The organism is Priestia sp. 3CA3, from assembly GCF_056836725.1.
The window spans coordinates 33,786-54,778 of sequence record NZ_JBXENJ010000007.1 but is presented as its reverse complement, the minus strand read 5'-3'; the positions used below and the strand labels follow the sequence as shown (position 1 = coordinate 54,778).

The 20,993-nt window shown below is 38.1% G+C and carries 25 protein-coding genes; 17 read left to right on the top strand and 8 right to left on the bottom strand.

What is annotated here, in order from left to right; translation table 11 throughout:
* Window positions 1-13: 13 nt before the first annotated feature.
* The gene (locus AC1VNJ_RS18765) at window positions 14-1,015 is read right to left on the bottom strand and encodes a M23 family metallopeptidase (RefSeq protein WP_028412626.1); all 1,002 of its coding nucleotides are present in this window, start codon (window positions 1,013-1,015) and stop codon (window positions 14-16) included.
* Between the two features lie 316 nt (window positions 1,016-1,331).
* On the opposite strand from AC1VNJ_RS18765, the gene lipA reads away from it, so the two are divergent.
* Window positions 1,332-2,231: a lipoyl synthase gene (gene lipA / locus AC1VNJ_RS18760; RefSeq protein ID WP_013059637.1), complete on the top strand. Its 900-nt coding sequence runs from the start codon at window positions 1,332-1,334 to the stop codon at window positions 2,229-2,231.
* A gap of 120 nt (window positions 2,232-2,351) precedes the next feature.
* Here the strand turns inward: lipA and AC1VNJ_RS18755 are convergent, their stop codons facing one another.
* Window positions 2,352-2,993 (bottom strand): YhcN/YlaJ family sporulation lipoprotein, encoded by a 642-nt coding sequence (locus tag AC1VNJ_RS18755; protein ID WP_033580449.1) that lies wholly within the window; start codon window positions 2,991-2,993, stop codon window positions 2,352-2,354.
* A 196-nt stretch (window positions 2,994-3,189) separates the two neighbouring features.
* On the opposite strand from AC1VNJ_RS18755, the gene AC1VNJ_RS18750 reads away from it, so the two are divergent.
* A complete protein-coding gene (locus tag AC1VNJ_RS18750; RefSeq protein WP_013059635.1) occupies window positions 3,190-3,465 on the top strand; it encodes a YutD family protein in 276 nt (91 codons plus the stop codon).
* 48 nt (window positions 3,466-3,513) lie between these two features.
* Here AC1VNJ_RS18750 and AC1VNJ_RS18745 read toward each other — a convergent pair whose 3' ends face one another.
* Window positions 3,514-3,780: a DUF3055 domain-containing protein gene (locus tag AC1VNJ_RS18745; protein ID WP_033580450.1), complete on the bottom strand. Its 267-nt coding sequence runs from the start codon at window positions 3,778-3,780 to the stop codon at window positions 3,514-3,516.
* A gap of 162 nt (window positions 3,781-3,942) precedes the next feature.
* Here AC1VNJ_RS18745 and AC1VNJ_RS18740 point away from each other — a divergent pair, with 162 nt between their 5' ends.
* Both AC1VNJ_RS18740 and AC1VNJ_RS18735 read left to right on the top strand, forming a co-directional pair.
* Window positions 3,943-4,380 carry a DUF86 domain-containing protein gene (locus AC1VNJ_RS18740; RefSeq protein ID WP_013085332.1) on the top strand — a complete coding sequence of 146 codons (438 nt, stop codon included), beginning with the start codon at window positions 3,943-3,945 and terminating at the stop codon, window positions 4,378-4,380.
* Window positions 4,381-4,454: 74 nt separating this feature from the next.
* A complete protein-coding gene (locus AC1VNJ_RS18735; protein WP_013059632.1) occupies window positions 4,455-5,225 on the top strand; it encodes a TIGR01457 family HAD-type hydrolase in 771 nt (256 codons plus the stop codon).
* Window positions 5,226-5,262: 37 nt separating this feature from the next.
* Here the strand turns inward: AC1VNJ_RS18735 and AC1VNJ_RS18730 are convergent, their stop codons facing one another.
* Complete coding sequence (locus AC1VNJ_RS18730; RefSeq protein ID WP_013059631.1) at window positions 5,263-5,763, bottom strand: phosphatidylglycerophosphatase A family protein; 501 nt, start codon at window positions 5,761-5,763, stop codon at window positions 5,263-5,265.
* A gap of 176 nt (window positions 5,764-5,939) precedes the next feature.
* Here AC1VNJ_RS18730 and yutH point away from each other — a divergent pair, with 176 nt between their 5' ends.
* From yutH to thrB, 5 genes are all read left to right on the top strand, one after another.
* Complete coding sequence (yutH, locus tag AC1VNJ_RS18725) at window positions 5,940-6,941, top strand: spore coat putative kinase YutH (RefSeq protein WP_028412623.1); 1,002 nt, start codon at window positions 5,940-5,942, stop codon at window positions 6,939-6,941.
* A 117-nt stretch (window positions 6,942-7,058) separates the two neighbouring features.
* Complete coding sequence (locus tag AC1VNJ_RS18720) at window positions 7,059-8,048, top strand: 2-hydroxyacid dehydrogenase (protein ID WP_033580451.1); 990 nt, start codon at window positions 7,059-7,061, stop codon at window positions 8,046-8,048.
* A 241-nt stretch (window positions 8,049-8,289) separates the two neighbouring features.
* The gene (locus AC1VNJ_RS18715) at window positions 8,290-9,591 is read left to right on the top strand and encodes a homoserine dehydrogenase (protein ID WP_482641174.1); all 1,302 of its coding nucleotides are present in this window, start codon (window positions 8,290-8,292) and stop codon (window positions 9,589-9,591) included.
* Window positions 9,591-10,652, top strand: a complete 1,062-nt coding sequence (gene thrC, locus AC1VNJ_RS18710) for a threonine synthase (protein WP_025752680.1) — start codon at window positions 9,591-9,593, stop codon at window positions 10,650-10,652. Before AC1VNJ_RS18715 ends, thrC begins: the two co-directional genes overlap by 1 nt.
* Window positions 10,646-11,560 (top strand): homoserine kinase, encoded by a 915-nt coding sequence (thrB, locus tag AC1VNJ_RS18705; protein WP_047749611.1) that lies wholly within the window; start codon window positions 10,646-10,648, stop codon window positions 11,558-11,560. Before thrC ends, thrB begins: the two co-directional genes overlap by 7 nt.
* A gap of 89 nt (window positions 11,561-11,649) precedes the next feature.
* Here the strand turns inward: thrB and AC1VNJ_RS18700 are convergent, their stop codons facing one another.
* Window positions 11,650-11,880 (bottom strand): NifU family protein, encoded by a 231-nt coding sequence (locus AC1VNJ_RS18700; protein WP_013059625.1) that lies wholly within the window; start codon window positions 11,878-11,880, stop codon window positions 11,650-11,652.
* Between the two features lie 193 nt (window positions 11,881-12,073).
* Between AC1VNJ_RS18700 and AC1VNJ_RS18695 the strand changes: the two genes are divergently transcribed.
* Window positions 12,074-12,400 (top strand): YuzD family protein, encoded by a 327-nt coding sequence (locus tag AC1VNJ_RS18695; RefSeq protein ID WP_033580453.1) that lies wholly within the window; start codon window positions 12,074-12,076, stop codon window positions 12,398-12,400.
* Window positions 12,401-12,443: 43 nt separating this feature from the next.
* Here AC1VNJ_RS18695 and AC1VNJ_RS18690 read toward each other — a convergent pair whose 3' ends face one another.
* Entirely contained in the window at window positions 12,444-13,508 is a 1,065-nt protein-coding gene (locus tag AC1VNJ_RS18690; RefSeq protein ID WP_028412619.1) for an NAD(P)/FAD-dependent oxidoreductase, read from the bottom strand.
* A 381-nt stretch (window positions 13,509-13,889) separates the two neighbouring features.
* Here AC1VNJ_RS18690 and AC1VNJ_RS18685 point away from each other — a divergent pair, with 381 nt between their 5' ends.
* The 4 genes from AC1VNJ_RS18685 (at window position 13,890) to AC1VNJ_RS18670 (ending at window position 16,394) form a co-directional block, all read left to right on the top strand.
* The gene (locus AC1VNJ_RS18685) at window positions 13,890-14,129 is read left to right on the top strand and encodes a YuzB family protein (RefSeq protein ID WP_033580454.1); all 240 of its coding nucleotides are present in this window, start codon (window positions 13,890-13,892) and stop codon (window positions 14,127-14,129) included.
* Window positions 14,130-14,431: 302 nt separating this feature from the next.
* Window positions 14,432-15,286, top strand: coding sequence for a diaminopimelate epimerase (gene dapF / locus AC1VNJ_RS18680; RefSeq protein ID WP_098627080.1), 855 nt, complete (start codon window positions 14,432-14,434; stop codon window positions 15,284-15,286).
* A gap of 74 nt (window positions 15,287-15,360) precedes the next feature.
* Complete coding sequence (locus AC1VNJ_RS18675; protein ID WP_025752687.1) at window positions 15,361-15,726, top strand: HesB/IscA family protein; 366 nt, start codon at window positions 15,361-15,363, stop codon at window positions 15,724-15,726.
* Between the two features lie 149 nt (window positions 15,727-15,875).
* Window positions 15,876-16,394 carry a hypothetical protein gene (locus AC1VNJ_RS18670; protein WP_033580455.1) on the top strand — a complete coding sequence of 173 codons (519 nt, stop codon included), beginning with the start codon at window positions 15,876-15,878 and terminating at the stop codon, window positions 16,392-16,394.
* Window positions 16,395-16,421: 27 nt separating this feature from the next.
* On the opposite strand, the gene AC1VNJ_RS18665 is transcribed toward AC1VNJ_RS18670, so the two are convergent.
* Window positions 16,422-17,414 (bottom strand): NAD(P)/FAD-dependent oxidoreductase, encoded by a 993-nt coding sequence (locus AC1VNJ_RS18665; protein ID WP_013059618.1) that lies wholly within the window; start codon window positions 17,412-17,414, stop codon window positions 16,422-16,424.
* Between the two features lie 493 nt (window positions 17,415-17,907).
* Between AC1VNJ_RS18665 and AC1VNJ_RS18660 the strand changes: the two genes are divergently transcribed.
* From AC1VNJ_RS18660 to AC1VNJ_RS18650, 3 genes are all read left to right on the top strand, one after another.
* Window positions 17,908-19,122 (top strand): NAD(P)/FAD-dependent oxidoreductase, encoded by a 1,215-nt coding sequence (locus tag AC1VNJ_RS18660; RefSeq protein ID WP_367072201.1) that lies wholly within the window; start codon window positions 17,908-17,910, stop codon window positions 19,120-19,122.
* Window positions 19,123-19,245: 123 nt separating this feature from the next.
* Window positions 19,246-19,569 carry a YuiB family protein gene (locus AC1VNJ_RS18655; RefSeq protein ID WP_482641173.1) on the top strand — a complete coding sequence of 108 codons (324 nt, stop codon included), beginning with the start codon at window positions 19,246-19,248 and terminating at the stop codon, window positions 19,567-19,569.
* Window positions 19,570-19,650: 81 nt separating this feature from the next.
* Complete coding sequence (locus AC1VNJ_RS18650) at window positions 19,651-20,298, top strand: 3D domain-containing protein (RefSeq protein WP_034264182.1); 648 nt, start codon at window positions 19,651-19,653, stop codon at window positions 20,296-20,298.
* A 42-nt stretch (window positions 20,299-20,340) separates the two neighbouring features.
* Here the strand turns inward: AC1VNJ_RS18650 and AC1VNJ_RS18645 are convergent, their stop codons facing one another.
* On the bottom strand, window positions 20,341-20,817 hold the full coding sequence (locus AC1VNJ_RS18645) for a divergent PAP2 family protein (RefSeq protein WP_013085319.1): 477 nt from the start codon (window positions 20,815-20,817) through the stop codon (window positions 20,341-20,343).
* Window positions 20,818-20,993 lie beyond the last annotated feature (176 nt).

Genomic DNA, 20,993 nt, shown 5'->3' with positions numbered 1-20,993 from the left:
GCTTCCTGTTTTTTTATTTTTTCTTTAGTTCTAAACGATCATTTCTTTCCCACGTTCTTAACTGAGGATATGGGTCAAACGACCACTCATTTTTGCCGTTATCTTTATACATTCCGTAATGCAAGTGAGGAGGGAATTTCCCAGAAGTTCCAGGAGGTCCATAACCTGAACTTCCTACTCCGCCAATAAGTGTTCCTGGTTCTACAATTTGTCCTACTTTTAAATTTTTTGCAAATCCGCTTAAATGAGCTAAATAGTGATAGTTATTATGAAGGTCACGAATACCGATTCGCCAGCCTCCATATTTATTCCATCCTTTAAGCTCAATAATGCCATAGCAAGGGGATTTTACTGGAACTCCATAATCTGCAAAAATGTCTGTTCCTTCATGGATTCGTTTTCCACCCCAGCCGCGCGCATCTCCCCATGTACTGCGATAACTGTAGTTCGCACGGAGAGGGACAGGAAATGAAGAACCTTTTAAATCAATGCGACCGTAATGGCGAAAAATTTTAGCATTCCCTAAAATAATATCAACCGCTTTAGCCCGGTGATAATAGTTCCAAAGCGCAATTTTAATATAGTCTTCGGACACCCCGAACGTCCGAATATAATCTGCCATGGTAAAAAGCATATCTTCATCATTAAATTGGTCTGCTTTTTTGTCTCCGTTCCCATCTTTACCCATTCCCCCGAGAAGAGAAATAGTAAGTGGGTTTGTATCTTCCAAATTTGGATTTAAAGAACCTGACCATTTTTCTGGAGGATAATAAATGGCGATCGCACCTTTTTCTCTTGGAATATCTTTATGAGAGCGTCGAATATTTCGTTCATACTGGTCAATCCCAGCAAAGTAATACCAAGGAATTGTAGTAGCGGCTTCCATTTGGTTATACAGCTCTAATCTCTTTTGAATAAGCATTTTTTCTTGATCTGCTGAAGATTCAGCTGTTACGTGGTGCCATCCTGTGAATATAGACATGAACATAAAAAGTAAGATAATCGTTTTGCGCATCGTGTTTCCCCCTTTCTAAAAATAGTGTGTAACACTAGTTTGCAGCGAGAAAAAAGATTTCATAAATATTAATTAATGGAAATCGCTTCAAAACTTTTTAAAAGAATTTTATTCAGAAGATAAATGGAAATTATACGGAGGATGAAAACGCACACATTTGGATGGAAAATAGAAGAAAACTGAGGAAAATAAAGAGCAGACAACTTGTCGAATCTCACTTTTTTATGATAAAGTGACATATAGTTATGTTTTTAATATGTAGTTAAAATTAAGCATATAGGTTATAGACATTTTCTAGATTGGTGGAGTTGATAATATGGCAACAAAAGAAGAGCATGTCCGCAAACCCGAGTGGCTGAAGATTAAGCTAAACACAAACGAAAATTACACAGGCTTAAAGAAAATGATGCGTGAGAAAAACCTTCATACAGTTTGTGAAGAAGCAAGATGTCCGAATATTCATGAGTGTTGGGCTGTTCGTCGTACGGCAACTTTTATGATTTTAGGAGAAGTATGTACACGTGCCTGTCGTTTTTGCGCGGTTAAGACAGGTTTACCAACAGAATTAGATTTAGAAGAGCCAGAACGCGTAGCAGATTCTGTTCAGCTAATGAACTTAAAACATGCGGTTATCACAGTAGTAGCTCGCGATGATTTAAAAGACGGAGGAGCAAGCGTATTAGCTGAAACAATTCGTGCGATTCGTCGTAAAAATCCATTCACAACAATTGAAGTATTGCCTTCTGATATGGGCGGTGTGGAAGAGAACTTACGTATTGTAATGGACGCACGTCCTGATATTTTAAACCATAATATTGAAACAGTACGCAGCCTTACGCCTCGTGTTCGTGCTCGTGCTAAATATGAGCGTTCTCTTGAGTTCCTTCGCCGTGCAAAAGAAATGCAGCCGGATATCCCTACAAAATCAAGTATCATGCTTGGTCTAGGAGAAACAAAAGAAGAAATTATTGAAACGATGGATGATTTGCGTGCGAACAATGTAGATATTATGACGCTAGGCCAATATCTACAGCCAACTAAAAAGCACATAAAAGTTCAGAAATATTACCATCCAAATGAGTTTGAAGAGCTAAAAGAAATTGCATTATCAAAAGGATTCAGCCATGTCGAAGCAGGTCCTCTTGTACGTTCTTCTTACCATGCAGATGAGCAAGTTAACGCTGCTGCCAAAAATAAAGCACAAGAAAGTAAATAAGGTAAAAAGAGGCTGGGACGAAAGTAGTTTAGCCGAAGTGAAAAACGAACCATTAATCAAATTGTTTGATTAGTGGTTCGTTTTTTTTGTTACGGTTAACGTAAAATTTATCTGTGTTGTTTATTCCACCATATCTTTGTCAGTCATCGGTTCATTCAATTCGTTTTTCTCTCTTCCATTTGCATCTTCTCCGCCGTTCATTTTACGCCCTTGGGGAGATTTTAGCATTTGTTGAATAACAGCATCGATTCGTTTTCTAGCATCATTTGTTTGTGTATTCATTTCACTGATATTTTCGATTTGGTCCATCTGTTTCGGATTATCTGAGACGTATACATGATAATAACGAGGGACTACAGACATAGCTGTACGTTTTACCTGATCGGCTGCGTTATTCCTGTTTTTAGCATCTGTTTTATAAGCAACAAGCACATCTTTATCCGTTACTAGCGTAGCGGCTTGTTTAATATTTGGGATAGCGGTGCTCAGTTTACTAATATTGTCGGCTGCTTCCTCTCGGTTAAATGTTCCTACTTGGTTCATATTGGAACTTTGTTCATTTGTGTTTTTAGTGTATCGGACATATCCATAATTTGTGCCGCTATTATTATTTGGATTATAATAATGATTAGGCTCGTTTACATTAATGGCATCTGGGTTGTTTGGTGATAAATTTTCATTTTCAGCTGTGTTTTTATTTTGACAGCCAATGGTTAAAATACTTGTTATTAAAGCGATTCCAAGAATAGATTTCTTCACCATTTCCACCTCCTGTAGTTAAATATCGTACGCCAGGTAAACCGGCGAACCTTCATGTGGAGCATAAAAGATCAGTAGGTATACCGATAAAACTCCTACAGGATTAGAGTGCTGCTTATACGTGAAAAATTTCATGTTAATTGATGGTTTCATCATCATAATTATGGTATGGTAAATTTTAAGAGAAGAGGTGTGAGCAATGGTCTGTATCAATAATATTTGTTATGAAGTATTAAAAGATGAGCGCGAGGCATTTAATGAAGAGGCGTTTAGAGGTCGCTTTATCGACGTGCTGAGCCGCTATGACTATATTGTGGGAGATTGGGGATACAATCAGCTTCGACTGCGAGGCTTTTTTGATGATCGTAACCAGAAGGCAACATATGATACGAAGATTAGTACGCTTCAAGATTATTTACATGAATATTGTAATTTTGGCTGTGCGTATTTTGTCTTAAAAAAAGTCCATAAGTAAAAAAAGGCAAGCCGAAGACACTAATTGTCCTTCACGCTGCCTTTTTTTTTAGATGATTTCATATAAAAATTCGCGAAGTTCCTGACCATCTTCGCTGTTTAGTTTAAATACTTCTTCAAGATAGTGGGGTTCTTCAAGGTCGTCTTGTCCAATGATGGCAAAGCGTCCTCCTTGAATATCAAGAACAACTTGTTTGCCATAATAACGGTCGGTTTGGATAATGGCTAAATCAAATCGTTGATTTTCGCCCATAAAGCTGACAAACCGGGTCTTTGTAGAGACGACATCGTCATATAGATAAAAGCGTTCGCTCATAGGTATACTCCTTTCATAGGTTGTATTTGTATCATATCAAATAAGGTCAAAAACAAAAATGAATTTATCAAATGGATAATGGGTCATGATAAAATAGAACAGGAACCCCGTTTGTTTATGAAAGAAGATTTATACAGAGCTGACAACTAGGGAGGAAATAATATGTACTTTGTAGATCGTGAAAAAATAGAAGCCACGCTTGTTTTTTTTGATGAACACGTTCGTTTGTTTGCTGAGCATTCGAGCTGGAACACAGAAATAGAGAAAAAGGCATTAGAGAGAATTGTACATCTTTTAATTGAAAACGTTTTAGATGTAGGAAATGCAATGATTGATGGTTTTATTATGAGAGACCCAGGCAGTTACGATGATATCATTGACATTTTAGTTGATGAGAAAGTGGTTAAAAAAGAGGAAGAAACACCATTAAAAGAGATTGTTCAATTGCGTAAAAGCCTTGTTCAAGAATATGTGGATGTTAATCATCAGGATATTTATCAAAAAGTGATGCAGCATAAAGACGTACTGGCGGCATTTTCAGAGCGCGTAAGGACATATTTAGAGACAGAGTTAGGACCTGTGTCTGCTTTTCGTAACTAAAGGCAAGCAATTTGTAGTTGTATAAAAAATAAGCTATGATTTCAAGTATGAGACTTGAAAGGAGATCACACAACATGAAGGAATATAAAGGATATTTGATTGATTTAGATGGAACCATGTACAAAGGAACAGAGCTAATTGCCGAGGCGCGTGATTTTGTTATTAAATTAAAGGAAAAAGGAATTCCTTATTTATTTGTAACAAACAACTCAACAAAAACGCCCGATAAAGTAGCTGAAAAGCTAGAGGCATTTGGCATTCCTGCAACAGAAGAGCAAGTTTTTACAACGAGCCAGGCAACAGCTAATTATTTGCATGAACGCAAAGCAAACGCTTCAGCTTATGTAATTGGTGGAGAAGGAATCCGACATGCGTTGCTTGAAAAAGGATTTACCATTGAAGAGGAAGATACGGATTTCGTAGTTGTTGGTTTGGATCAGGAAATTACATATGAAAAATTAGCAAAAGCATGTTTAAACGTTCGAAACGGGGCCTTTTTTGTTTCGACGAACGGAGATATTGCGATTCCTACTGAAAGAGGCTTACTGCCTGGTAATGGATCTATCACGTCCGTTATTACGGTTTCTACTCAAACAAATCCAGTATTTATTGGTAAACCAGAAAGTATTATTATGGAGCAAGCCCTTGAAGTCATCGGTACGCCAAAAGAAGAAACAATCATGATTGGTGATTACTATGATACAGATATTTTAGCAGGGATGAATGCAGGCTTAGATACATTATTAGTCCATACAGGGGTAACAACAAGAGAGTTACTAGAAGGATATGAGAAAAAGCCAACTTATACGGTAGATTCACTAAAAGAGTGGATGGAGCGAATTTAAAAAGCTGTCAATTGACAGCTTTTTTTGTTTTTAAAACCTATTCTTGACTGGCAGCCCGATGCGCTAACCGGCTAGAAGCAGCGGCAGCAATTGCGCCTACTAAATCATCTAAGAAAGTGTGGCACTCTCCAGTAGATTTATCGTTTAATCTTTCTAAAATACCCGGCTTTTGTTTATCAATATACCCGTAATTGGTAAAGCCGATTGATCCGTACACATTTACAATCGATAATGCTAAAATTTCGTCGATACCGTATAAACCTTCATCTTTCTCAAGAATATCCAACAGAGGCGGCTCAATCACTTTTTTTTCAGTGAGGACATCTAGTTGAATACCCGTTAAAATAGCATTTTGAACTTCTCGTTTAGAAATGACGCGCTCAACGTTATATAGACAGTCTTCGATTGTTAAGTTTGGGTGATACTTTTTTTGCAAGTAATAGACCAGTTCAGCAATGTCTGTAAGAGCCACGCCGCGTTCTATTAACCATTCTCTTGCTTTTTTTTCTAATTCACTTTGTGTATGTTTTTTCTCCAAGTATCATCACCTGTTTTCTATATATTTTTAAGTCTAAAGTTGTTTCATACTACTAACCCGGAGTAAATAACTATAAATGGTGTATTTCTAATCTATTCATTCCTCCGTAAATATTATGACAAGTAATGTTGTTTTCCATCATATAATTTCTTGAATGAATGAAGAGAGGGATTAAAATGATACAAACCATTTATGAGCATTACGGATTACGTCCAAATGAATTTATGCCCGTTGGTAAATTTGAAGGTTTTCAGTATCGAGATATTTTATATACAATCATTAATGTAAAGCAAATGGAACAAGACGAGTTAAATGAACTATATCAAATGAGTCAATTTCTGATGGGCCAAGGTGATCGCCATGTGGCAACATTTATGCCTAATTTAAATGGAGAAATGATTACAGAAACTGAAACTGAAAAATTTATCATTTGCCGATGTCTTGCGGAAGAGAAAAACCCCAATTTTTCACCTGGGCACGAGCTAGCTGTTTTTCATCAAAAAGGGAGGCTGTTTCCTTATGAAGTGGAAAAAGCAAACCGGCTAGGGCAATGGAAGTCCATGTGGGAGAAGCGTCTCGACCAGATGGAGCAATTTTGGTATGGAAGATTACGTGCTTTACCTAATCAAGAGATGGAAAAACGTTTTTTAGAAACTTTTCCTTATTACCTAGGATTAACGGAAAATGCTATTCAATACCTAGTAGACACGGAAATTGACGATTTGCCCCGGTCAGTTGACGCTGCGACGATTTGTCATCATCGGTTCGGCCAAAAAACATGGGGGGAAGACCACGTTTACAAGCTCCCGGCAGACTGGGTTTTCGATCACCCTAGCAGAGATATAGCTGAATATATAAGGGAACAATATTTATTAACATACGCTGTCGATGAAAGGCACATGCATCAGTTTTTAAGTGAATACGAAAAGGTAAATCCACTTTCTTCTTTTTCATGGAGACTGTTATATGCTAGACTTCTTTTTCCCGTTCATTATTTTGAGGTCATTGAAGGATACTACAGTGTACAAGATGAGCGGGAAAAACAAAAGTATTATGAGAAGCTTGAAGGAGTATTAGCTCATTCTTCTCACTACGAAGCTTTTCTGAAGCGCTTTTACCAGTCGGTAGGCATTTCAACGTCTCGTTATCACATTCCTGAATTAACATGGATTCATTAAAAAGCGATTACTATAGAATATGATAAAATAGAAAAATAGGTGTTGGATAATCCAAACCCGTTTTTCTATTTTGTTTTTGTGCATGCAGTTTAAAAAGGATAAAGAGGTGGCGTACATATGGACAAGCCGTTTGTATTTATTACGAGAAAAATACCGAATGAATTAATTGAACCTTTAAAGGCAGTAGCGAATGTGGAAATGTGGGATAAAGAAGATGAGGCAGTTCCTCATGAGCTGCTTTGTGAAAAAGCTAAGCACGCACATGCTCTATTAACAATGCTTTCAGACCGTATTGACAGTGAATTGCTTACGCAAGCTCCTCATTTAAAGCTTGTAGCTAACTTAGCGGTCGGATTCGATAATATTGACATAGAAGCGGCAACTGAACGCGGAGTTATCGTTTCTAATACACCCGATGTTTTATCTGATACAACAGCGGATTTAACGTTTGGTTTGTTAATGAGTGTAGCTAGACGTTTAGTAGAAGCTGCTGAATACGTGAAAGAAAATCAGTGGAAAAGCTGGAGCCCATTTTTGTTAGCGGGTAGAGATGTTCATCATAAAACATTAGGTATTGTTGGAATGGGGAAAATTGGAGAGACGCTTGCGAAACGTGCTACAGGTTTTGATATGGAAATCTTGTATCACAATCGGAGCCGCAACCTCCAAGCAGAACAAAAGCTCGATGCAGTTTACTGTGAGTTAAATGAGCTGCTTGAGCGATCTGATTTTATTGTTTGTTTGACACCGTTAACGGACGAAACCAAACATTTATTTAATGCTGAAGCATTTAAACAGATGAAAACAACAGCGATTTTTATTAATGCTTCAAGAGGAGCAGTGGTTGATGAGCAAGCACTGTTACATGCAATTCAATCAGGTGAAATTGCCGGAGCTGGCTTGGATGTATTCGATCAAGAGCCTATTTCTGCTTCTCACCCTCTTCTTCAATTGCCTAATGTTGTAGCGCTTCCTCACATCGGCAGTGCGAGTATCGAAACGCGCACGGAAATGATTTCTTTATGCGTAAAAAACATTAAAGCAGTGCTCACAAACGAGTCTCCTATTACAATTGTAAATAAAGAAGCGTTTGCGAAAAAATCATAATGGAAAAAGGCAATTTCATTTCAGTGAAATTGTCTTTTTTTTATTAAAAAACAGTGGTAGCCATGTTATGATAATAAAATGAAATATTTTAAAAATTTACATTTATCTTTATATACCAATTTTTTTAACAAGTTTACGAGAAAAGATGGCCAGTAAACCTTGTAAAAAAGAAAAATAAGGTCTATAATGTCCTCTATAAGAGAACAAATGTATACGTAGAAAGAACACAGAGGTGAGGAATATGACAAAAAGTATTTCAGTAGGATTATTAGGGTTAGGAACGGTAGGAAGCGGAGTAGTCAAAATTATTGAAAATCATCAGGATAAATTAAGTCATCAAGTCGGATGTCCTGTAGAAGTTAAAAAAGTAGTAGTTAAAGATATTGATAAGAAACGTGACGTGGAGATCAGTGAAGATAAATTAACAACGAATGTTGAAGACGTTTTACATAACGCGGAGATTGACGTTGTCATTGAAGTAATGGGTGGCGTTGAAGAAACAAGAGACTATATCTTAACAGCCCTTCGTAATAAAAAGCATGTGGTAACGGCAAACAAAGATTTAATGGCGGTTTACGGCTCAGAATTGTTAACAGTAGCTTCTGAAAATAATTGTGATTTATTTTATGAAGCAAGTGTAGCTGGCGGTATTCCAATCCTTCGCGGATTAGCAGATGGGTTAGCATCTGATCGTATTACGAAGATGATGGGAATTGTCAATGGAACAACAAACTTCATTTTAACGAAAATGACAAAAGAAGGAAGCGCCTATGATGAAGTGTTAAAAGAAGCGCAGGATTTAGGATATGCTGAAGCGGATCCAACTTCTGACGTAGGTGGTTTAGATGCTGCTCGTAAAATGGCAATCTTGGCTACACTAGGGTTTTCAATGAAAATTGATTTGGATGATGTTCGTGTTCAAGGTATTACAGAAGTAACGGAAGAAGACTTGCAATATAGTAAACAACTAGGTTATACGATGAAACTGATTGGATATGCACATCGTGACGGTGACAATGTAGAAGTGAGTGTTCAGCCAACTCTTTTAGCAGATACACATCCTCTTGCTTCAGTAAGCGATGAGTACAATGCTGTGTATGTATACGGAGAAGCTGTCGGAGAGACGATGTTTTATGGACCGGGGGCAGGAAGCCTGCCAACTGCCACTGCTGTCGTATCCGATTTAGTAGGCGTTATGAAAAACATGCGTTTAGGTGTAAATGGTAAAAGTGCGGTAACACCTCAGTATCCAAAACAGTTAAAAGCAGAAGATGAAATGTTTTCAAAACATTTCTTACGTATTCACGTTAAAGATCAAGTTGGCGCATTTGCAAAATTAACAACACTGTTTTCAGAGCGTGACGTGAGCTTCGAAAAAATTATCCAACTTCCTGTGAAAGGAAGCGAATTAGCTGAGATTGTTGTTGTTACACACAAAACGTCTCAAAAAGATTATGAGGAAATCCTTCAGCAGCTTCGGGATTTACCAATTGTAGAAAATGTAAAAAGCAGTTACCGCGTAGAGGGAGTTGGCACAGTATGATGTGGAAAGGTCTATTAGCTGAATATAAAGAATTTTTACCTGTAACAGAGAAAACACCTATGCTTACGCTACATGAAGGAAATACGCCTTTAATTCATCTTGCTCATTTATCAAAAGAGCTAGGCATTGATTTACATGTGAAAGTAGAAGGGTTAAATCCAACGGGGTCATTTAAAGACCGCGGAATGGTAATGGCTGTAGCAAAAGCAAAAGAAGAAGGAAGCAATACGGTTATTTGTGCATCTACAGGTAACACATCCGCAGCTGCCGCAGCTTATGCATCACGCGCTGGCATGCGCTGTATCGTTGTTATTCCAAATGGGAAAATTGCGATGGGGAAATTAGCTCAAGCTGTTATGTATGGTGCAGAAATTGTAGCAATTGAAGGAAACTTTGACCAAGCGCTTTCTATGGTTCGTAAGCTAAGTGAAACATCACCGGTTGCACTTGTAAACTCTGTGAACCCATACCGTATTGAAGGGCAAAAAACAGCTTCTTTCGAGATTTGTGAACAGCTTGGAAAAGCGCCGGACGTTTTAGCTATCCCAGTGGGGAATGCAGGGAATATTACAGCTTACTGGAAAGGATTCAAAGAATACAGTGAGCGTCACCAAACGTCTCTTCCTCACATGCATGGTTTTGAAGCAGAGGGTGCAGCGGCGATCGTGCGTAATCAAGTTATCGAAAATCCAGAAACAATTGCAACGGCTATTCGAATCGGAAATCCAGCAAGCTGGGATTATGCTGTAAACGCAGCAAAAGAATCAAACGGAAAAATTGATGAAGTGACAGATGAACAAATCTTAGAAGCATATCGTACAATTGCACGCAAAGAAGGCGTATTTGCAGAGCCAGGTTCTTGCGCTTCAATTGCTGGTGTGTTTAAAGATGTAGCTTCTGGTAAAATTGCAAAAGGTTCAACGGTTGTAGCTGTACTAACAGGTAATGGATTAAAAGATCCAAATGTAGCAATCGATGCTCATAACGTAAAGCCAGTGGTTTTACCAAATGATGAAGAAAAGGTATTTGAGTATATCCAAGGTGTCGTTGCTTCATGCTAGAAAATGAGCGTTTTGTCATTACGGTCCCAGCTAGCTCTGCTAATTTAGGGCCAGGATTTGATTCCATTGGAGTGGCTTTATCCCGCTACTTAAGATTAACAGTAGAGCGTCATGACGAATGGGTTTTTATCCCTGAAACGAAAGAAGTGCAAAGTATTCCTACAGGTACAGATAACTTAATGTATGAAGTGGCACAAGACGTGGCTCGTCAATTTAACATTGATCTTCCAAGTGGGAAGGTCAATGTTTGGAGCAACATTCCATTAGCAAGGGGACTTGGAAGCAGTGCATCGGCTATCGTAGCTGGAATCGAGCTGGCCAATGTACTGTGTGACTTGCGTTTATCAAAAAGAGAAAAGCTTCGCATCAGCAGCTTAATGGAAGGACATCCCGATAACGTCAGCCCGTCTATTTACGGCGGCATCGTTGTTGGTTACCATCATGAAAAGGAAACATATATTGCTCAAATACCTGAATTTGATGTCGATATTGTGATGGCTATTCCAGAATATGAATTAAAAACAACGGATGCCCGTGATGTGCTGCCTTCCGATATTAATTATCGCCATGCAGTAGAAGCTGGAGCAATAGGCAACATGCTAGTAGCAGCCTTGTTAAATAAAGATTTGCCTCTGGTAGGCGAATTTATGGAGAAAGATTTATATCACGAACCATATCGCATGAGACTCGTGCCAGAACTTTCTCTTGTGCGAAAAGAAGCAAAAGCTCTCGGCGCATACGGTGTGTCACTAAGCGGAGCCGGTCCGAGTGTATTATGTTTAGCACCAAAAGGAAAAGGAAAAGCGATTGCTGAACATATGTATGCTTTACTGCCGAACTGTGAAATAGATGTTTTACAAATTGACCGCAAAGGTGTATTTGTAGAAGCTGAAGTCACAACGAGCTAATAAAAAAATCCTCATTCATTTGAATGAGGATTTTTCATTTGCAAGCCCCAATAAAATGGGAGGTTGCTTTTATAATAAAATCAAAGAGATTAGAATACTTGTTCTACTTCAACTACACCAGGTACTTCTTCTAAAAGGGCACGTTCGATACCAGCTTTTAGTGTAATTGTTGAACTTGGGCAGCTTCCGCAAGCGCCTAAAAGACGTAATTTTACAATACCATCCTCTACGTCTACTAGCTCACAGTCTCCACCGTCGCGAAGTAAAAACGGACGAAGTTTTTCTAATACTTCTTGAACTTGCTCGTGCATTTCTGACATAACTATCGACTCCTTTCTTCTACTCTTATTATAAACGGTCTTTCATGAAAAATCTATTGGAGTATACATCGTAATGTTACCTTAAAAGAAAAAGATGTGCAATGAATCAGTTTTGTGTAAAATAGTATTCATAATGAAGTAAAAGTGTGAATAATCGTACAGTTTATATGTAAAGATTCAAGGGGGATGTGCTATGCAGTCAACTGAGGTAGAAGTGTGTATTTATGGAGCTGAAATTGTTTGTGCAAGCTGTGTTAACCTGCCGTCTTCAAAAGACACCTATGATTGGCTAGAGGCAGCTATTTCTCGTAAATATCCGAACCAACCGTTTGCTATCACGTATGTAGATATAAACGAGCCGCATACGGATCCGGAAAAAGCAGCTTTTGCCAAGCGTGTAATTGAAGAAGATTTATTCTATCCTGTAGTGGTCATTAATGGAGAGGTTGTTGGGGAAGGCAATCCGAAATTAAAGCGCGTATTTGAGGAAATGGAGAAGTATGGTTTCCGCGCATCATAACGAAAAAAGCCGTTAGATTGTCAGTCATCTAACGGCTTTTGTTTTATCCACTGTGGTGTTTATACATCCAAAGAATACCTGATTTCAATAATCGAGCTACGCGTCCTGTAATCGGACGTTCGGCAACTAAGCCAAACCCATGCTTTTTGCCTAATGAACCAAGTATGCCTTTTAATTTAATAGTTGGCAATTCATCAGGAAGCGCTTCGCCTTTCCAGCGGTGAAGAAGCACTTGCACAATTTGTTCAGCCTGACCTTCTGCAAGCTGAGCACTTGGGGCGTGCGGTAGGCTTGCACAGTCACCCAAAATGTAGACATTTTCATCGTCAGGCAAGTTATGGTATTTTGTCAATACGACGCGTCCTTGAGGATCTTTTTCCACGTCTAAATCGCGTACCACTTTATTTGGCTGAATGCCTGCTGTCCACACGATTGCATCGCTTTGAACGGGCTCATCATGATTATAAAGAATGTTCGGTTCTACTTTTGTAATATTAGCACTATTTACAATTTCGACACCGTTTGAAGTAAACCAAGTTTGAACGTAATTGCTTAAACGTTCTGGGAAAGCAGATAAAATTAATTTACCGCGGTCAAATAAGATGATTTTTAAATCCGGGCGGCTTTCTCTTAGCTCACTTGCCAGTTCTACTCCGCTTAATCCAGCTCCGACAATTGAAACAGTAGCGTGGGCCGGTAAGTTGTTTAATGTCTGATAAGTTGCTCGTGAAGCATCAATGGATTGAATGCTGTATGTATGCTCAAGAGCTCCGGGAACTCCATGATATTTATCTTCGCATCCGAGTCCTACAATCAGGTCATCGTAAGCGATCATTTGATCATCCACATAGACGCATTTCTCTTTCAGGTCTATTCGTTTTACACAGCCGTAGCGGATTTTTAAGCGAGGGTGTTCAGGAAAAGCAACACGGACATGTTGATCAGAGATTGTTCCAGCTGCAAGTGCATAGAATTCAGTTTTTAGTGAGTGATAAGGTGCTTTGTCAATAAGCGTTACTTCTACATCGTTAGGCAATTGATTCGGAAAAAGGCGCTGCAAAATGCGCATACCACCGTATCCGCCGCCCAGTATGACAAGGTTCTTCATGTGAATTTCCCCTTTAGCTTCATGCATTTTTGTTTTCTCTCTATTATTCTTGCTTTTAAGAATAGGAGGGTACAAATTACCGTTAATAAGGATGGTTGCCAAAAAGATATGAAAGGCTATATAAGATAACATATTTTACTTAAATAATAATTTAATATAACCTCGTTTGGTTTTCTATACATAAAAGTATAACTAAATTAATAAAAAACCACAATATGTTTCAACATAATTTCAAGCTATCCACGTAATAAAGCTTATTTATGCGTTTTTGAAAAAAGTCTATAAATCTAAAAAGCGCGCGCGAAATGAACGTGAATTTCTAAAGTTGACGTTGAAAATGAAAGGAGATAGGATAAACTAATAGTAGAGAGGTGAAAAAACGTGATACAGCCAATTATTGAATTTTGCGTTAGCAATTTAGCCAGCGGTTCTCAAGCAGCTTTAGAAAAGCTTGAAAAAGATCCAAATCTAGATATTATTGAATACGGATGTTTAGGTTATTGCGGGAAATGTTCACAATCTTTATTTGCCTTGGTAAATGGAGAGATTGTTACGGCGGAAACACCTGAACAGTTAGTAGATAATATCTACATTCATTTAGAAGAAAACCCAATGTTTTAAACTATCCCCGCTGTCGTATCTCTTTTTAGCAGGAGAGGGACATGAGGCTAATAGAATAGATGATGTAAGCACGGCTAGTCTTGCCGTGCTTTTTTATGCGTTTTTGCGCAAATATATGCGCTTTAACCATCCTCTTTGTAATCATAAAGCTTCTTTTGATTTTTAATACTCTAAAGGAGGACAAAATAAAAAACTCCTTAATCTTTATGATTAAGGAGCTAAAAAAACGGGGGATGATATTATTGTGTACAAAAGAGAATCACTTTATACTAGAGCTACATAAAAAAATAATGGGTGATAATATGAAAAAATTTCAGTTTACAAAAATGCATGCACTTGGCAACAACTATATCTATGTAAATATGTTTGAAGAACATATAGAAGAGCAAGAGTTAGCACCGCTTGCTGTAAAAGTCTCAAATGTTTATACGGGAATCGGATCGGATGGAATGATTCTTATTTGTCCATCTGAACGCGCAGATGTGAAAATGCGCGTATTTAATAATGACGGCTCGGAAGCAAAAAACTGCGGAAACGGTTTAAGATGTGTAGCTAAATATGCATACGAACATAATTTAGTAACAAGCGAAAGGTTTTTTATCGAAACGCTTTCTGGAGTTGTAGAAGCAACGGTACATCCGCAGGGAAATGAAGTTCCAGAAGTAACAATCGATATGGGAGAGCCTATTTTAGCTAGAGAACAAATTCCAATGACGGGAGCAAGCCAATACCAAGTTGTTGATGAAGAGATGGAATTTGGAAAAGAACGGTTAAAAGGGACGGCTGTATCAATGGGAAATCCTCACGTCGTCTTTTATGTAAATGATATTGAACAAGCGCCTCTTACTACACTAGGTCCGGTAGTTGAAAAAGATGCGCGTTTTCCAGAAGGAGTGAACGTTGAATTTGTCGAGGTAGTGAACGAAAGAGAGCTGAACTTTCGCGTATGGGAAAGAGGTTCGGGTATCACTCAAGCATGCGGGACAGGAGCATGCGCTGCTGTTGTTTCTTCTGTGTTAAATGAGAAGACGAAAAAAGATGTGCCTACTGTTGTACACCTCGCTGGAGGAGATTTAACGATTGTTTGGCAAAATAAAGGCAATGTGTTAATGACAGGTCCAGCCAATGTGATTTGCGACGGCACGTATTATTATTAAAAATGAAGAAGCAGACGATTTGTCGTCACAGACATTTCGTCGTATACTAAACAAAAAAGGAGGTCTGTTTAAAAATGAGTCAAGATATCCTAACAATTACAGAAGCTGCAAGCTTTCAAATAAAAGATATGATGAAAGAACATGAAGAAGAAAATGCTTATTTACGTGTTACTGTAAACGGAGGAGGCTGCTCAGGTCTTTCTTACGGCATGGGTTTTGCACACGAAGTAAATGAAAACGATACGCTGTTTGAACAACATGGCATTAAGATTCTTGTAGATAGCGAAAGTGCTCCAATTTTAAAAGATGTAAAAATTGATTACAAGCAATCTATGCTAGGCGGAGGGTTTACAATTGATAACCCGAACGCCATTGCAGCATGCGGCTGCGGCTCTTCTTTCCGTACAGCAAGCAACGCAGGTGCTCCTGAAGAGTGCTAAGTATATTTTTATAAAAAAGCTTTCTTCACCAGATGAGGTGAAGAAAGCTTTTTTAGTGAGAAATTTTTGTATGTTACATCATCTACCAAACTTATTGACCGAATAATCAGTCTTTTTTATACTCAATAAAAAAGAGGAGATGAACGGATTTGATAGATGCGACTCGTTACGACGCGGAACAAGTAGGAGGTTATGGAAGTTTTCGTAAAAAAAATACCCTGCCTATTCTATGGAAGGGGTTTATAAACTGGTTAAAACTTGAAAATAGGAAAATGGAGTCTAAGGATGCAAAAAGTATTCACTTCAGTGAATCGCATTTATTTGTTCAACATTTGCCTTTTTCCTCAGGTGAAGTCTGTCATCAAAACTCGTCCTCTGCGCCTCTTAACCATTCTGAACCTTACATTCGCTATTATGAAAATGCTAATGCATCTCTGGCCGAAAGCTATGGAGCAGTGGAAGGAGAGCATATTCTGCTGATTGAACGTATTGTCGGTCAATCAGAGGTAGTAAAATATTTAAGCAAGCTCGAAGGCTTGAAGGCCTACAGAATGAGCGTAACTAGTCAAGAAGGAAACCATTCCTTTTATGAAATCTGTTTAATAAGCAGTGATGCAGAAATGATGAGTGAAATCATTCATCGAATGGTTACACCAATCCAGCAATGAAAAAAAGCAGGCGAGAGCCTGCTTTTTTTATGAGAACATTGACGTACTGTGCATAGGCTGTAAGCGAGCCTTTGGGTCAATGTATGCTTTAGCGTTATTAACGGCAGTCGGACCTTCGCCAAATCCTGCCACGATGAGTTTTACTTTTCCATCATATGTGCAGACATCACCTGCTGCATAGATGCCAGGAATATTTGTTTCTTGCTTTGAATTAACAACAATTGCATTTTTCTCTAAATCTAAGTCCCATTCTTTAATTGGACCTAGAGAAGAAACAAATCCAAAGTTTACAATAACATCATCTACGTCTACTACTGTCTTTTCTTCACCTTTTGTATTTTCTAACACAACTTGTGTAATACGGTCATCTCCAATAAATTCAACTGGTACATATGGTGTTTTAATATCAACTGATGAATTATGCAAGTTTTCTACGCTATGTTCATGAGCGCGGAACTTGTCTCGGCGATGCGTTAACGTTACTTTTTCTGCGATCGGCTCTAACATAAGAGACCAGTCTACAGCAGAATCCCCACCCCCGCATACTAATACTTTGCGGCCTTTGAATTTATTCATATCATCCACAAAATAATGAAGGTTCGTTTGCTCGAATTGTTCTGCGTTTTCTAGCTCAATTTTACGGGGCTTAAATGCACCGTTTCCAGCCGTAATAATAATTGTTTTTGAATAGTGGACTTCAGAATTAGTAGTTAATCGGAATACACCGTCCGCTTGTTTTTCTACCTTTTCTACTGCTTGCTCTAGTGCAACTGCAGGTTTAAATTGATCCATTTGCTCTTTTAGGTTATTGACTAATTCTTGAGCACGTACTTTTGGAAACCCAGCTACGTCATAAATATATTTTTCAGGATATAAAGCAGAAAGCTGTCCACCGAGCTGTGGTAAGCTTTCAATAATTTTTACGCTCGCCTGACGCATACCGCCATAAAATGCTGTAAATAAGCCTGTAGGGCCGCCTCCGATGATGGTAATATCGTATACTTGTTTATCTTCTTTCATTTATAATCACCTCTAGATTGTTCTGTGCCAATGCATATTCTACTTTATGATAGCATAGTAAATTATAAAATATCATTAAAACACGCTGGAATGTTTGAGAAACTTTCTCAACTTAAAGATCAGTATTTGCAATCATTAACATAACCACACGTTTTGGTCAAATATAAAACTGGGTATACAGGAAAGTAATTGAAAATTTAAAAGCTTGTAAATACAAAGTGAAGGGTTGAAAAACCGATGAAAAAAGCATAAGATGTTGGTGTAAATCAACCTAGGGCTTATGCTTACATTTTTTTGAAAAAGAAAAAATGTATTTTTTTAAAAAAGAACGTGAAGTGATTCACATTATTTTTCGTATATGAATAATAAATGGATAGCGATGATCGTTCTTGCTCAAACTAACATAAAAAAGCAAACCAAATAAAATTGCTCTTATCATTATATTTGTAAGACATACTTGTGACTATAACTAAAAAAGGTGGATGACATTCCTATGAAAAAGCCTAAAATCGTCATTTTGGGTGCCGGGTATGGCGGCATTATGACAATTGTTAATTTACAAAAGAAACTGGGTGCTAGTGATGCGGAAATTGTTTTGGTAAATAAAAACGATTACCATTACGAAACGACATGGCTTCATGAAGTATCGGCAGGTACAATTCATCAAGATCGCTCTCGTGTTCCTGTTAAAAATTTAATTAACACGAATAAGGTTACATTTATTAAAGACACGGTCGTAGATATTAAGTTAGATGAAAAGCGTGTTCTTCTTGAAAACAGTGAGCTAACGTACGATTATTTAGTTGTTGCTTTAGGGTATGAAGCAGAAACTTTCGGAATTAAAGGTTTAAAAGAACATGCATTTACCATTACGAGCATTAATGCAGCACGTCAAATTCGTGAGCATATTGATTATGTGTTTGCGACGTACAACAATGAAGTGGAAAAAAGAGACGAACTTCTGACAATCATTGTTGGAGGTGCTGGCTTTACCGGCATTGAATTTGTGGGAGAATTAGCAAATCGAGTCCCTCAGCTTTGCAAAGAGTTTGATATCCCGCGTGAAAAAGTACGCGTTATTTGTGTAGAAGCAGCGCCTACGGCCTTGCCAGGTTTTGATCCGGAACTTGTAGAATATGCGGTAACACAGCTAGAACGAAAAGGAATCGAGTTCAAGATCGGAACAGCGATTAAAGAGTGTACAGAAGAAGGAATTATTGTATCAAAAGATGACCAAGTGGAAGAAATCAAATCAGCAACAGTTGTATGGGCTGCAGGTGTTCGAGGCAGTCATTTAATTGAAAAAGCTGGATTTGAGAACATGCGCGGACGTGTAAAAGTAAGCAATAGCTTGCTGGCACCAGGGCATGAAGATGTGTTTGTTATTGGAGATTGTTCACTAATGATTAATCCAGAAACAGAACGTCCTTATCCGCCAACAGCTCAAATCGCTATGCAACAAGGCGGTACCTGCGCTGAAAATATTATCCGTTTGATGAAAGGGCAAAAAGAATTAAGCGAGTTCAAACCAGATATTAAAGGAACGGTATGTTCGTTAGGGCATGATGACGCAATTGGCGTTGTATACGGTCGAAAATTATTTGGTTCAAGCGCATCTTTTATGAAAAAAGTTGTTGATAATCGCTCGCTTTTCCTTCAAGGCGGAGCAGGTCTTGTATTGAAAAAGGGAAAATTTAATTTCTTTTAAAACAAAAAGCAAAAGGTCTTCAAACCTTTTGCTTTTTTTGGTATTAACTTACTTTTCTGTGATTGACGCCTTGATTACTCTTAAGTAAACTGAAAGTATAAAGAGTAACGGAGGCGAAAAGCAATGGAAATGAGTGTGCCTGTCCTAATTATCTCCATCTTGTTGTTTTTTGTGTTGTTTTTTGGAATCGGTTTCTTGTTGAATATGCTGCTTCGCATGTCTTGGATTATGGCCATTATTTATCCCGTAATTTTTATTCTTATTATTGATGATGTAAGAGCGGTTGATTACATTCACCATCCCGCTCACTCCTTTCAGCAGCTAGGTACAAAAGTGCTATCTTTAGCCACAGCTGACATTGCGATTTTAATGGCTGGTTTTATAGGTGCACTAGCTTCAGGTATTACCATTAAATCTTTACGAACAAGAGGGTACCAAATGTTTTGAATGTAAATTCTTCTCGCGAACGAATAATTTGTTTTTATGTTGGAAACAAATAGATTCGTGAGAGGAGTTGTGGAAATCACAATGATTGGAAAAATAGCAAAGCGATTCATTATGTGCCTACTACTGGTCGGAGCGCTGTTTACAACATATGAAGCAATTACTGGCGTCCCAATAAACACGGTCATCAAATATATGCCTTTTATAAACAGTACAGGGCATCCTCTAATGAATGAAAGGCTCTTACCATCATTTCTAAAACCACTAAGAGCTGAAGCAGCTAGCAATGACAGAGAGCGTCTGACAATTGAAGAAGCATTTGATTGGTCGCGTTATCCAACTAAGAATGTATTGGCTACGGGTTACACAGCTGGTTACGAATCAACTGGGAAAAATCCCAATCATCCAGGGTATGGTATTACATATTCGGGCGTTAAAGTAAAACGTGACTTGTATTCAACCATCGCTGCTGATTTAACTATATTTCCAATCGGCACGATCTTGTTCATTCCGGGCTATGGGTACGGAGTGGTAGCAGATAAAGGTGGGGCTATTAAAGGCAATCATCTTGATTTATACTTTGAAACTGTTTCTGATGTGTATAACATATGGGGTAAGAAAGAATTAAACGTCTATGTAGTCAAATCAGGAGACGGCCGTTTAACTGAAGAAGAGTTAACAATGCTGAATGAAAAGAAATCGATGCAAGTTTTTCGTCAGCAGGTGAAATAAACGATAAACACATGAAGCATTCTTCATGTGTTTTCTTATGTTTTATGGCCATACATAATACGTTACAAAAGCAACTGCTATTCCTGTTAAGGCTCCAAAGAAAACTTCAATAGGCTTATGTCCAAGCAGTTCTTTTAGCTTCACTTGTTTTTCGTCCTCTTCATTGGTCGTCCACAGCTTTGCCTCTTTTACTGCGCGCTGAAAGTCTTCAACCAAACGATTTAAAACTGTTGCTTGCTCTCCTGCGTGTCTTCTTACTCCTTTAGCATCAAACATGACAATGATGGCAAAAATAGCGGATAGAGCAAAAATAGGGGATTTAAGACCTTCTGCTAGCCCAATGGCAGTTGCTAAGGAAGTTACGGCTGCGGAGTGAGAGCTTGGCATGCCCCCCGTACTAAAAAATAAGCTGCCGTCTATTTTTTTAGTAGCTACAAAAGAAAGGGGAATCTTAATAAATTGAGCAAAGAAAATAGCGATTAATGAACTCCAAAGTGGAAAATTTGAGAATAACTCCATTGAGATGTCCTCCCTCAACTTAAAATGTCTAAAAAGATAAATCCGTATGATGAAAACAGTGGTAGATGAAAGTATATGTGTGAAACTAAGGTTTTTGAACTGTGATTAAAAATTGTATTTCTGCTATCATATGTATATAGATGAAAACAGTGGTGAATATGATATATATTCCACTT

Excerpts from the sequence above, each read along its gene's own strand:
- thrB (WP_047749611.1), top strand. The coding sequence starts at position 10,646 with ATGCTAGAAAATGAGCGTTTTGTCATTACGGTCCCAGCTAGCTCTGCT.
- AC1VNJ_RS18755 (WP_033580449.1), bottom strand. The coding sequence starts at position 2,993 with ATGGTGAAGAAATCTATTCTTGGAATCGCTTTAATAACAAGTATTTTA.
- yutH (WP_028412623.1), top strand. The coding sequence starts at position 5,940 with ATGATACAAACCATTTATGAGCATTACGGATTACGTCCAAATGAATTT.
- AC1VNJ_RS18690 (WP_028412619.1), bottom strand. The coding sequence starts at position 13,508 with ATGAAGAACCTTGTCATACTGGGCGGCGGATACGGTGGTATGCGCATT.
- AC1VNJ_RS18765 (WP_028412626.1), bottom strand. The coding sequence starts at position 1,015 with ATGCGCAAAACGATTATCTTACTTTTTATGTTCATGTCTATATTCACA.
- AC1VNJ_RS18720 (WP_033580451.1), top strand. The coding sequence starts at position 7,059 with ATGGACAAGCCGTTTGTATTTATTACGAGAAAAATACCGAATGAATTA.
- AC1VNJ_RS18715 (WP_482641174.1), top strand. The coding sequence starts at position 8,290 with ATGACAAAAAGTATTTCAGTAGGATTATTAGGGTTAGGAACGGTAGGA.
- AC1VNJ_RS18650 (WP_034264182.1), top strand. The coding sequence starts at position 19,651 with ATGATTGGAAAAATAGCAAAGCGATTCATTATGTGCCTACTACTGGTC.
- lipA (WP_013059637.1), top strand. The coding sequence starts at position 1,332 with ATGGCAACAAAAGAAGAGCATGTCCGCAAACCCGAGTGGCTGAAGATT.
- thrC (WP_025752680.1), top strand. The coding sequence starts at position 9,591 with ATGTGGAAAGGTCTATTAGCTGAATATAAAGAATTTTTACCTGTAACA.
- AC1VNJ_RS18695 (WP_033580453.1), top strand. The coding sequence starts at position 12,074 with ATGCAGTCAACTGAGGTAGAAGTGTGTATTTATGGAGCTGAAATTGTT.
- AC1VNJ_RS18660 (WP_367072201.1), top strand. The coding sequence starts at position 17,908 with ATGAAAAAGCCTAAAATCGTCATTTTGGGTGCCGGGTATGGCGGCATT.
- AC1VNJ_RS18740 (WP_013085332.1), top strand. The coding sequence starts at position 3,943 with ATGTACTTTGTAGATCGTGAAAAAATAGAAGCCACGCTTGTTTTTTTT.
- AC1VNJ_RS18675 (WP_025752687.1), top strand. The coding sequence starts at position 15,361 with ATGAGTCAAGATATCCTAACAATTACAGAAGCTGCAAGCTTTCAAATA.
- AC1VNJ_RS18655 (WP_482641173.1), top strand. The coding sequence starts at position 19,246 with ATGGAAATGAGTGTGCCTGTCCTAATTATCTCCATCTTGTTGTTTTTT.
- AC1VNJ_RS18745 (WP_033580450.1), bottom strand. The coding sequence starts at position 3,780 with ATGAGCGAACGCTTTTATCTATATGACGATGTCGTCTCTACAAAGACC.
- AC1VNJ_RS18665 (WP_013059618.1), bottom strand. The coding sequence starts at position 17,414 with ATGAAAGAAGATAAACAAGTATACGATATTACCATCATCGGAGGCGGC.
- AC1VNJ_RS18750 (WP_013059635.1), top strand. The coding sequence starts at position 3,190 with ATGGTCTGTATCAATAATATTTGTTATGAAGTATTAAAAGATGAGCGC.
- AC1VNJ_RS18735 (WP_013059632.1), top strand. The coding sequence starts at position 4,455 with ATGAAGGAATATAAAGGATATTTGATTGATTTAGATGGAACCATGTAC.
- dapF (WP_098627080.1), top strand. The coding sequence starts at position 14,432 with ATGAAAAAATTTCAGTTTACAAAAATGCATGCACTTGGCAACAACTAT.
- AC1VNJ_RS18700 (WP_013059625.1), bottom strand. The coding sequence starts at position 11,880 with ATGTCAGAAATGCACGAGCAAGTTCAAGAAGTATTAGAAAAACTTCGT.
- AC1VNJ_RS18645 (WP_013085319.1), bottom strand. The coding sequence starts at position 20,817 with ATGGAGTTATTCTCAAATTTTCCACTTTGGAGTTCATTAATCGCTATT.